The sequence below is a fragment of the Gilvibacter sp. genome (genome assembly GCF_013214815.1).
In the GTDB taxonomy this organism is placed as follows: domain Bacteria; phylum Bacteroidota; class Bacteroidia; order Flavobacteriales; family Flavobacteriaceae; genus Gilvibacter.
Genome location: NZ_JABSPU010000086.1, coordinates 1 through 8,867 on the forward strand (window position 1 = coordinate 1; position 8,867 = coordinate 8,867).

At 43.5% G+C, this 8,867-nt stretch carries 6 protein-coding genes and 2 pseudogenes; 3 read left to right on the plus strand and 5 right to left on the minus strand.

The genetic code is table 11. The features are described 5' to 3' along the window. The 3 genes and pseudogenes from HRT75_RS13150 to HRT75_RS13160 form a co-directional block, all read right to left on the minus strand. A pseudogene (locus HRT75_RS13150) lies at nucleotides 1-841 on the minus strand (SLC13 family permease); the annotation flags it as partial. Continuing rightward, on the minus strand, nucleotides 838-2,706 hold the full coding sequence (gndA, locus tag HRT75_RS13155) for an NADP-dependent phosphogluconate dehydrogenase (protein WP_291187606.1): 1,869 nt from the start codon (nucleotides 2,704-2,706) through the stop codon (nucleotides 838-840). The pseudogene HRT75_RS13150 and the gene gndA, both read right to left, overlap by 4 nt. 1 nt (nucleotide 2,707) lies before the next feature. Continuing rightward, nucleotides 2,708-3,718 carry an SMP-30/gluconolactonase/LRE family protein gene (locus tag HRT75_RS13160; protein WP_291187609.1) on the minus strand — a complete coding sequence of 337 codons (1,011 nt, stop codon included), beginning with the start codon at nucleotides 3,716-3,718 and terminating at the stop codon, nucleotides 2,708-2,710. A 102-nt stretch (nucleotides 3,719-3,820) separates the two neighbouring features. Between HRT75_RS13160 and HRT75_RS13165 the strand changes: the two genes are divergently transcribed. Then, nucleotides 3,821-4,018: a hypothetical protein gene (locus HRT75_RS13165; RefSeq protein WP_291187612.1), complete on the plus strand. Its 198-nt coding sequence runs from the start codon at nucleotides 3,821-3,823 to the stop codon at nucleotides 4,016-4,018. Further along, nucleotides 4,019-5,434, plus strand: coding sequence for a S41 family peptidase (locus HRT75_RS13170; RefSeq protein ID WP_291187615.1), 1,416 nt, complete (start codon nucleotides 4,019-4,021; stop codon nucleotides 5,432-5,434). Here HRT75_RS13170 and HRT75_RS13175 read toward each other — a convergent pair. Next, nucleotides 5,418-6,650, minus strand: coding sequence for a multidrug effflux MFS transporter (locus HRT75_RS13175; RefSeq protein ID WP_291187618.1), 1,233 nt, complete (start codon nucleotides 6,648-6,650; stop codon nucleotides 5,418-5,420). The genes HRT75_RS13170 and HRT75_RS13175 overlap by 17 nt on opposite strands. Nucleotides 6,651-6,766: 116 nt before the next feature. On the opposite strand from HRT75_RS13175, the gene HRT75_RS13180 reads away from it, so the two are divergent. After that, entirely contained in the window at nucleotides 6,767-8,419 is a 1,653-nt protein-coding gene (locus HRT75_RS13180) for a hypothetical protein (RefSeq protein ID WP_291187620.1), read from the plus strand. Nucleotides 8,420-8,487: 68 nt separating this feature from the next. Here HRT75_RS13180 and HRT75_RS13185 read toward each other — a convergent pair. Continuing rightward, nucleotides 8,488-8,867: pseudogene (locus tag HRT75_RS13185) on the minus strand (hypothetical protein); the annotation flags it as partial.

The following is an 8,867-nucleotide window of genomic DNA, read 5'->3' on the forward strand; positions in this document are numbered from 1 at the left end:
AGGCAAATAAATTGGCCAAGCTCACAGCAAAGAAGGCGCGTCCGATCATTTGCATCCAGTTACTAACACCCTCTGGAATACCCCAGGATTCCCCTAAAGGGCTATTGATCAGCGTGTTTAATACGATTAATACAATGGGAATTCCAATTATAGTTACAATCATACCCACAGAAGGTAATTGGGTCTCTTCAGCAGGAGGGAGGTCAGCCTCTGGAGCGTCCAAATGAATTTTACTGGCGATGTACTTTCCAAAGATGGGGCCGCAAACTATGGCAGTAGGCAAGCCTACGATGAACCCAAAAAGGATCACCCAACCCAAATCGGCCTTTAAAATATCCGCTACGGCAACAGGTCCGGGAGTAGGAGGTATAAAGGTGTGTGTGATGGCAAGTCCCGCCAAAAGCGGTATTCCGTAAAGTAGTAACGACTTTTTAGTGGTGCGTTGGAGCGAATAGATCAGTGGAACCAAGATGATGAAGGCTACATCAAAAAAGACCGGGATCGCTACCAAGAAACCAGTAGCTGTAAGCGCCCAAGAGGTGCGTTTTTCTCCTGCTTTTCCAATAAGATAACGCGCTAGTGCACCTGCGCCGCCCGAATGCTCTAAAATGGCGCCGAACATGGCGCCCAAACCAACCACCAAAGCCACAAAGCCCAAAGTGTTGCCCATACCGTCTTTCATGGTACTAATGATCTCTAAAGGAGGCATTCCTGCTAATATCCCCACGAGTATACTCGCTATTAATAAGGCGATAAAAGCTTGTACTTTAAAACGCAGAATTAAGGCCAAAAGCACCACTATCCCTGCAAAAACGGCTAAAAGTAAAATGTAATCTATCATGGTTTGGTCCAATCGGTGTGAAAGTTATCTGAAGGAGCTTTATCCTTTCTCTTATACGTATGCGCCCCAAAGTAATCGCGTTGCGCTTGGATAATATTTGCTGTGGTATTTGGATCACTAATCGCCAACCCAAACTGTAAAGCTGCACTGTGCACGGGTAATGATAAATCTTCTGCAATACTAATGCTAACGATTTTCTTTAAAGCGCGTTGATGCTTTTGATAGGCTTGGAAGCACCACGACTCCAAACTCGTACTATCTATGCTTAAAGCCTCATGTAATTGCTCAATAAGTCGGGATTTTATAATGCAACCGTCAGTCCAAATTCGCGTTACTTCAGCTAAATCGACGTTCCATTTGTGATCATCACTCACCGCTTTGATCAGGCGTAAACCCTGCAAATGATTCAAAATGCGAGCTGCCTGGTAAGCTTCTATGGCATGATCTAAATTGAGCTCAGCTGGCCTAGTTCTTTGTGGCTTTTGGCTTAAAGTTCTAAACCAACCTGCAGTAGAGTGATAGCGCATATTCAGTGCTGTGGCTATAATCCCGGTATCTTGCCCGTATTTTAAAGCAGTTTGTGCAGTCCAAGCTCCCGTTCCTTTATGAGCAGCCTCATCCAAGATCAAATCCAAGAGGTAAGCATCGCCCTCTTTTTTGTCCAAAATATCTGGCATGATGCTCATTAAATAGCTCGAATAGTCTTCAACGTTCCATGATTTAAACAAGCTTCCGTATCCCGAGCGGTCTATATTGGAGAGTTCCATTAGCGAATAGAGTTCTGCTAACAACTGCATCTCTGCGTACTCAATACCGTTATGCACCGTTTTGACCAAATGCCCACAGCCTCCTTGGCCTAAATAACCCACACAGGGAGCTCCTTTCGGGTCTTTGGCTGCTATGGACTCCAGCAGGGTAGAAACATAGTTGTAGGCCTCCAGATCGCCCCCAGGCATTAGGGCAGGTCCTTCTAAAGCTCCTTTTTCTCCGCCTGAAACCCCCATTCCTATATAGCCAATCTGTCTTTCGCCGAGCAGCTTAGAGCGTCTTTGTGTATCGTTATAGTGGGTATTGCCTCCATCGATCAAAACATCTCCAGGACTCAAATACTTGCTGAGCTGATCAATGACCAGATCTACTGGCTTACCTGCAGGAACCATAAGTAAGATCTTCCTTGGACGTTCTAACTTTTCAGTAAAGTCTTTGTAGTTGCTATACCCACTGAGTTTTGGATTGTCCTGACTCTGAATTAGGTCTGAAATAATATGCGCCTCTTCTGGCGTGTCTCTATTGTAAACGGCAGTAGCTATTCCCTTGTTTAGCGCATTTATGGCTAAAGATTTGCCCATGACTCCCATGCCAACAATGCCCCATTGAGCAGCTTGTTGAACCTCAAAGCGCTGTCTTATCTGATAGATCAAATATTCAGGAGCAGCAGTGATGTCCAAAGTAAGTCCATCCTTTAGAGGTTCTAGTGTATCAAACTGAGATTGGAGTAGGGAAGCAGGCATAAAATGCGAACGCAATTGCATTCTATTGTGAATCAATTCAAAGCCGCCAGAAAGATGTACCCAATTGATTGTTAGGCCTGAACTCAAAGTATCTCGATAGGATTGTTTCAATGCTGAACAAGCCAAAACAGCTCCTTCTTCACTCCGAGCAGCAAGCACTTCATTAAGACGGACCAACCAGGGTTCACGGTCTTGGTCATTAAGGGCTTGACCGCTTTGCATTTTCTCAATATTAGCCTGAGGATGATAGGTGTCGGCGTCCAAAAACGGAAGCGAAAGCTCCTGTGCTAAGGCTTCACCAACGGTAGTCTTTCCACTGCCGCTAACACCCATGATAATGTATAGATTACTCAATTTACGGGGTGTTTGATTGCGTTCGAGATTCCCCAAAAACGTCCGCTTTTTGGCCTTTTACGCCAGGCTTATAGCTAAAAATAGAACCAGCCAAAGGGTACTTTTCCAACTCTTCATCGGTCATGTCAACACGCGCCGAAGTGATATAAAGTATATCCAGATCCGGGCCTCCAAATGCTGCTGCCGTTACATTGTGGGCAGGCACTTCAATTTTTTGCATGAGTTCGCCCGTTTTTGAGTTGTACTGCACTACGGCGTTTCCATTCCAAAGCCCAACCCAGAGATTGTTGTTCTCATCTATGGCCATGCCGTCGGGAAATCCATCAGCTGGATCTACTTCTACAACTACGCGTTCATTGCTGATAATGGCAGTACTTTTATTGTAATCAAAAGCACGGATCACTCCAGTCGGTGTATCAATATAGTACATGGTAGTAGCGCGTCGGTCCCAAACAATGCCGTTAGATATCGTAATGCTATCGAGCATTTTGGTGGTGGTACCATCGGGTTGAATTTTGTAAAGATTGCCAGAGGCTTCATTTTCTGCCAAGTTCATGCTTCCTACCCATAAATTTCCTGCAGGGTCACATTTACCGTCATTGAAACGGTTTTTAGTTTCTTCTTTTTCCACATCAGAAAGGAGTTCCAAATCACCACTTTGAAGGTTGATCTTATAAATGCCGTCTTCTAAAGCAACTACAGCTTGTCTCGGGCTATAAGGCACCACGGTTCCAATTCTAGAGGGAACTTTTAGCGCGCGATCTTCTTGAGTATCCGGAGAAAAGATATGAAGCTCTTGATTGAGAATATCTACCCAATACAATTCTTGTGTCTTTGAATTCCATACGGGGCCTTCTCCGAGCTCTGATTTATTTTCAAAGGCTAGTTTAACTTCTTCTTTAGGAGGGGTTTGTGGTTTTTCGGAGGGTTTCTCTGCTTCGGATTTGCAACTGGTTGCTAACATAAGGGAAAGGCCGCTTAAAGCCATTAGCCGGAGCCAATTTGGGATCATTCGGGTAGTTGTTTAGTTGTTTGCACTAAGGTATTCATTATTTTTAGGCTACAAAAACCAAAGATGAACAAGCAAAAAAAGCAGTAGTGGTTCAATGGAGTAGTGGGTGCATTACTACTGGGAAGCGGTATTAGCGTTGCCCTAGAATGTTCTCAACTCAAACACAATGGAGCGGACTTCTGGCTTTGGACCCTTGGAGGAACTGCCGGTATCGGTTTGGTTTTAAGTGGTGTGGTGCTGCTCATTAGAGCGGGTATTATCAACGAGCAACTCAAGAATCAATCAAAAAACAAAGAATAAGTGAAATCAATCAAAATCTTAGGTGCTTTGGCTTTATGCTTGTGCCTTGCAAATTGTGGCAACTCAGAAGAATCGACAAACCCCATGGACGGGGTTTGGCAATCCGTAGGTTATGGTCGAATAGTTAAAATAGAACAAGGAGCATTTAAATTGGCCCAAACTACCTCTATCTCTTGTTTGCCCGTGCTTTCTGGGGATATTGCCATGTTTGGCGATCAAATTTATGTAGAGAATGACACTTTACGTCTGGACAACGGGATCAATCGGTATCTGTTTACTCGTATTGACGACGCCCCTTTGATCTGTAAAAACCGTGACACCACAGCCTATGCAGATCCGGTATTGAATTTTGAAGTGGTGGCGGAGACCTTTAGAGATCATTACGCCTATTTTAAAGAGCGCAACATCAATTGGGATTCTACCTATGCCTTGTATCGCGCTAAAGTGACTCCACAAACCACAGATGCTGAGCTTTACAACGTTTTGGAGGATATGTTAGACAGTTTTGATGACGGTCATATTGGGCTTTCTGCAAGCGATGAAGTGGAAGAAGCTGCCTATGCTTTGCGTGAGGCCGCAGAATCCGATGAATCGGAATCGGGGCCAACACCCATAAGCGGTAGACGTGTTAGAGACTCTATTGCCAACCACTACGTTAAAGATCTTAAGGTATCGACCTTTGGGTTTTTTCAATGGGGAAAGATCAATGAGAAAGTGGGCTATTTGCAACTCAATCAAATGCTTGGTTTTGCAGATTACGGCATTGAGCAGACTGATGATATTGAAGCCTTCTTTGAGCAGTATTTTGAAATGGCAGAAGAGGCCATCAGACATTCAGACAATGAGGTGGCGGGGATCAATCGTTTGTTTAACCAGGTCTTGGACGATTTTAAAGGTGTAGAGGCCTTGATTATTGACGTTCGCTTCAACGGCGGTGGTTCTGATGAAATTGGGATGGTAGTTTTGAGTTTTTTCAATCCACAACGCAAACAAGTCTTTTCCAAACAAGCTTGGTTTCAAGGAGCCTTGACGCCAGAGAATAAGGTCTACTTGCATGCCGGGGAGCGCCAAAGTACGCTACCAGTTTATTTACTAATCTCTCCGGAGTCTGCTTCGGCCACTGAAATTATGACCTTGACCAGTTTGGAGATTCCTTCAGTGACGCGCATAGGCGATAGAACGGAGGGAGTTTTTAGTGATATCTTTGATCGAGAAATGCCCAACGGAATGGAATTTGGCCTTTCTAATGAGGTTTATTACTCCATGAAGGGTGAAAATTATGAAGGCTTGGGGATTCCTGCCGATGTGGTCATGAACTATCCGAGAAGCCGCTACGTATTTTTCTATCAGGTATTAGATCAGCTCAATAATGGCGTAGACGCTGCCATAGAGGAAGTGCTTAAGTTGCATCAGTAATAGCAGATTTGTTCAATCCTTGTGGATTTTTACGCTTTAGGTAGAATAGAATCAGCAAGGCTACCAAAGAACAAATGGAAAAGCCTATAAAAACAGGCAAGGCTGTATCTTTTAAATAGCGCCCAATAAAGGTGCTGATGGGTACGGCCATTATTGTCGAGATAAAGCCGGTAATGGCCGCCGCAATCCCTGCAATATGCCCTACAGGTTCCATAGCGAGTGCGCGGAGGTTCCCAAAAAGAAATCCAATGCATAAGAACTGCAAAGCCATAAAGGCTAGCAGAATCTCAATGGATGGATTCTCACTACCCATAAAGACCAAAACATAACTTAGCGAAACTACAAAGAACCCGCTCAGCGCAACGGTTACCAACTTTTCCATTCCAAAGCGCAACACCATAGTGGCATTTGAGAAAACGGCCAATCCAATAGCAACACTCAGTCCCGCAAAGATGTACGGAAAGGCTTCTTTGAGTCCGTATTGCTCTTGAAAGATCTGTTGGGATCCGCTTAGATACACAAAGAATGAACCTGCAATGAGCCCGGAGATCACGGTACAACCAATGGTTACCGGGTATTGAATGACCTCTTTAAAACCATCTTTAAAGAGATTCTTACTCATAGGAATCTTATTCTCAGCTTTTAAGGTTTCTGGCTGACGCAGATAAAACCACAAACACACCACAGCGCCAATGCCTAATTGGAAATAGAAAATGGCCTGCCAATTATAAGCGTCTAACACGAGCTTCCCAAAGGCAGGAGCTACAATGGGAACCAACAAAAATACTACGGTCACAAAGGACATGATTCTGGCCATATAATCTCCAGAGTAGAGATCCCGAATAATCGCAATGGCAATGGTTCTAGGGGCTGAGAGTCCAATTCCTTGAATAATTCGCCCCAGGATCATGACCCAAAGTTTATCGGTGGAAACACAGATAAAACTCGCCACAACAAAAAGGGCAAATCCCATATAAACAACAGGCTTACGCCCAAGACTGTCAGAGAGCGGGCCAAACAGAAGTGGACCCAAACCCAAACCCAAAAAGATCATGATTATAAAGAGCTGATTATCGCTGGGATTGGTAGTGCCAACATGGAATCCAATGATGTCCAAAGCCGGCAGGAGTGCATCGATTGCAAGGGCTACAATAGACATTAGCGCCGCCATCATAGCGACAAATTCCAACTGCGATTTTTGCCTTCGTGTATTCACGCTGCAAAATTACTCCATTTGCTAGTAGGGAACTATATAAATCGATAAGATCTGTAACAAATTATCATCTGACTTACTTATAAGACATCATTCATCAATCAACTAATTACAACACTATGAAAATTCAACTAAAACGTCTTTGGACTGGCTTGGCCGTCTTCTTTCTGCTAATGACTTCCGGACTAATTGCACAAAACGACGTAACAGCAGGGCAATGGCAAGAAGATCTGGATTTCTTGCAAAAGACCGTCCATCAAGATTATCCCTTCTTATTCAAAAAGGTTACTGCTCAAAAATGGGATGGAGAAGTGGCTAAGCTCAGAGCGCAGATTCCCAATATGGCCAATCACGAGGTCATGGTAGGGCTCTCGCGTATTATTGCAATGTTTGAATACGGACATACCTACCTTAGCTTAAGTGGAGGTAAGGTAGATTATCACAAGATCCCTGTAAATCTTTATCAATTCAGTGACGGAGTTTACATTGAAGGAACCACAACAGGCAATGAAAAGGCTTTAGGAGCTAAGGTTTTAAAAATTGAAGACAAAAGCATTGAAGATGCTATAGCTTTGATCTATCCCACAGTTTCTGCAGAGAATGATCAGTTTTTTAAGGCCTATGGACTCAACGATCTAACCATTCCTGAAATTCTCCACGCCCAGCGCATCATTCCAAAGTACACCATGGACGTGGAATTTACTTTAGAAAAGAACGGGGAGGTCTTTACGCATTCCTTCACTGCTGGTGATAAAGGCGCAATTAAAACGCAGTATAGCCTCATTCTGCCAGGAGAAGAGCGCATCAGTGCAAGAGATCAATCTACGACTCCCTTGTATTTACAGGAACTCAATAAGATCTACAACTTTGATTATAACTCAGAAACAAAAACCGTTTATGTGCGTCAGAGTCAGGTGCAAGACGATCCCTCGCAAAAGAACATCGCTGATTTTTATGGAGAAGTCTTTGAGTTTATAGCCAATAATGAGGTGGAACGCTTTATTTTGGACGTTCGCCTAAATGGAGGTGGAAACAACTATTTAAACAAACCCATCATTACTGGATTGTTAAAGTCTAAGGTGAACGAGGTGGGTAAATTCTTCTGTATCATTGGACGCCGAACCTTCTCTGCTTGCCAAAACATGGTCAATGAACTGGACAATTACACCAATGTGATCTTTGTTGGTGAGCCAACGGGAGAGAATCTCAATTTCTACGGAGATAACAGAAAGCTATTGTTGCCTAACAGCGAGTTTACGGCTCGACTATCTTGGGCTTGGTGGCAGGATAAACCGCAATGGGAGAATCAGGAGTGGATGCCTCCAAACATCGCTGTTTCTACAACTTTTAAGCAGTACGTAAACAATGAAGATCCTGTCTTAGCCGCTGCTATGGCTGAGATTGGTGATGATGTTGTTTTAGACCCGATGGGCCATTTGACCCAATTATTTATGGCTGGAGACTTGGAAAAAGTAAACAGTGAAGCTGCACGATTAGTGAACGACCCTATGCATCAATACACCGATTTTGAGGCCTTATTTACCCAAGCAGGTTATAATTTGCTAAACAGCGATCAGATTCAAGGCGCCTTGTTTGTCTTTGATATGAGTAGTAAGTTGTTTACCGATTCTTCTCAACTCTATTTGGGCTTGGCGGAAGCACTAAAGGCCAGCGGTAATTTAGAACAAGCCAACCAGGTCTTTTTAAAGGTAAGTCAAATGGATCCTTACGGGCCTCAAGGTGAGAAGGCGAGAAGGGCTATAAAGAATTAAATATCAACACATAAAGAAAAACTGCGCTCCTTTCAGGCGCAGTTTTTTTTTACTTGATCAGAAGGAATCTATTTATCCTTTTTCAAAGTGATCTCAATAACCCCGTTTTCTCCGCGTGTACCGTAAATGGCAATTGCGCTTTGTCCTTTGATCACAGAGATGCTTTCAATGTTATTTGGATCCACCTTTGATTTTAACTGTTCTGTGTTGATCTCATAATCACCAAACTTACTTTTAATAATGTACAGTGGAGTAGGACCAGCACTTTGTGAACCAGAGATCTGAAACTTTACCTTTTTCGCATTATTAATGTCCGTAGTGATGAAGAAAGGCTTTCTGTCAGTATCGGAGATCATTTCTTTAAGGATCGCTTGCTGATCGGCTTTGAGTTCGTTTTTGATGCTGAGCAGGGTAAATAGGCGGGCGAGTTTTACTTCAGATTCAGCTA

Coding starts and splice junctions, on each gene's coding strand:
- HRT75_RS13160 (WP_291187609.1), bottom strand. CDS start 3,718: ATGATCCCAAATTGGCTCCGGCTAATGGCTTTAAGCGGCCTTTCCCTT.
- HRT75_RS13180 (WP_291187620.1), top strand. CDS start 6,767: ATGAAAATTCAACTAAAACGTCTTTGGACTGGCTTGGCCGTCTTCTTT.